Raw genomic sequence first — 1821 nt, 5'->3', positions numbered from 1 at the left:
AAAACACTCTTTTTCAAGTGTCCTAACTACAGGTACCATTTTATTCATACAACTCTTTTGATAAACAAAAAAACAGACCTTATTCAGCTGCCTGCGAATTGACGTAACACTTCTTTCCCACTACCAATTGTCTTATTGTTTTCATCTATAACAAAGTCACCTTGCTTCTCTATATTTGCTTCAATTAGTATGTTGTGTATGTATTTCAGTTGTTTCATAACCACAATCTAGACATTTAACTGTATAATTTACAGGAGACATATGCAATCTTTTCTTTTCTTTGTCAATTACTATATAAACTTCTTCAAAATTAGTTATATTAGGGAATTTGAAGAATCTAGCTTCCATTGTATCAACTCCTTCATAGTTATTTAATAAACAATGGTTTCGAACTGTAACTAATCAAAAATCCTACTTCTAGATATTTTTCTATATAAGGCAATTACTTTTCTATTTTCGTTTTCCCACTCTTGATTTTTTAACATAGGAATAGAAAATCGACCTTCCATTTGAGTCATTAAATTTGCTAACTTATGAACTTTTTCATCATTAGAAAAATTGGAATGCATAATATTTTCATATTCTTGATTAAATTCTTTTAACTCCATTTTCCTAGTCCTTTCCAATAGTTATCTACTTTTTTGTTACTACATAAAATTCTTCATCTTTATAAAGTTTCTGAACTTCTTCTAATGCTGTTTCTGCAGCTTCTTTTGTATCAAAAGTTTGTTCCCCTGTTTTTCCTACTTCCGTTGTTTCAAATATTAATCCTGTTTTGGATCTAATTACAAATCCCATTTTCTTCATCTTCCTTTCTACCGCATATAAGTTATCTACTTTACTTTCAGATTTACTTTTGGATAAAGTCATTCATAGTTTGAGTTACTTTAATTGTATTACTTGTTCCTCTAGCAACTGAAGACACGCTGGTTAGGAAATCATTTAAGCGTTGTGAAACAGGAAAAAAATAATGCAATGGCTTTCCTTCTTTAAGATTTTTGTAATTTTTTTTATAAGCAAATTTCTCTTTGTAATTTTCATAATCCTTAAAAGCTTGTTCTCTTTCATTATCTGTCATAGTAAGTAAATTAGCTTCATCAGCAATGATCGGTAGATATTTTTTCATTTTCTTTTTTCTTTGACGTTTATTCATTTTTTTCTCCTTTATCATATAATTGATTCGTAACAGTTTTTAAGACTTATTGTTTTGTTGATACGTTTTATCAAGCAGTTCCAAATATTGCTTTGAATATGGATGATGGAATTTCTGGAAAAATATAAATAAATAACATATCAACTATACAAAATAACATAATGTACATAAATAATTGATGTTTTATAACATTTTTTCCTTTTATTAAGTAAAGACAAAACAATATTATAAATCCAAAAACCATAATCATTAAAGCAAAAAAACGAAATAACTCTTCAGGAGGAGAAATTGCGAAAATTTCAGTTATAGTCTTATTAACAGTATTGTTTACAACCAAAAATACTCTTGTTATTTTAATTACAGCAATCACAATTATGAGTTTTAGTATCTTTTTACCTAGTGGAATCAATTCTTTTTTATCTTCATGATTAAAAATATATTTTTTCTTTAGTTCATGATCTAATGGAATTTTCAAAATGCCATAAACACCTTACTCTCCTTTTCTTCCTATTCTTTTCATTAAATAACCTGAGGGTTATTTTTTCTTTTTTGAATAAACATTACTTCCCTTCTTTAACGAACAAAAGTCTTGTATGCTGCTTCAATTAAATTTTTAAGTTTTGGGTAAGCGTCAAATAGACCCCACCTATGTTTTAGATGGGGCCTGG

The 1821-nt window shown here is 27.8% G+C and carries 4 protein-coding genes; all 4 read right to left on the bottom strand.

The window, feature by feature from the left end; all coding sequences use genetic code 11:
* Nucleotides 1–398: 398 nt before the first annotated feature.
* The 4 genes from ADJ83_RS04500 to ADJ83_RS04490 all read right to left on the bottom strand — a co-directional run bounded on the left by ADJ83_RS04500 (nucleotide 399) and on the right by ADJ83_RS04490 (nucleotide 1628).
* Nucleotides 399–608, bottom strand: coding sequence for a hypothetical protein (locus ADJ83_RS04500; RefSeq protein ID WP_031540349.1), 210 nt, complete (start codon nucleotides 606–608; stop codon nucleotides 399–401).
* Nucleotides 609–633: 25 nt separating this feature from the next.
* Entirely contained in the window at nucleotides 634–798 is a 165-nt protein-coding gene (locus ADJ83_RS25470; protein WP_155986805.1) for a hypothetical protein, read from the bottom strand.
* 52 nt (nucleotides 799–850) lie between these two features.
* Complete coding sequence (locus ADJ83_RS04495; protein ID WP_031540348.1) at nucleotides 851–1153, bottom strand: hypothetical protein; 303 nt, start codon at nucleotides 1151–1153, stop codon at nucleotides 851–853.
* Nucleotides 1154–1223: 70 nt separating this feature from the next.
* The gene (locus tag ADJ83_RS04490) at nucleotides 1224–1628 is read right to left on the bottom strand and encodes a hypothetical protein (protein ID WP_048717103.1); all 405 of its coding nucleotides are present in this window, start codon (nucleotides 1626–1628) and stop codon (nucleotides 1224–1226) included.
* Nucleotides 1629–1821 lie beyond the last annotated feature (193 nt).

Source organism: Bacillus sp. 522_BSPC (assembly GCF_001076885.1).
GTDB lineage: Bacteria > Bacillota > Bacilli > Bacillales > Cytobacillaceae > Niallia > Niallia hominis.
The sequence above is the reverse complement of the archived record's forward strand: the minus strand, read 5'-3'. Positions and strand labels throughout refer to the sequence as shown.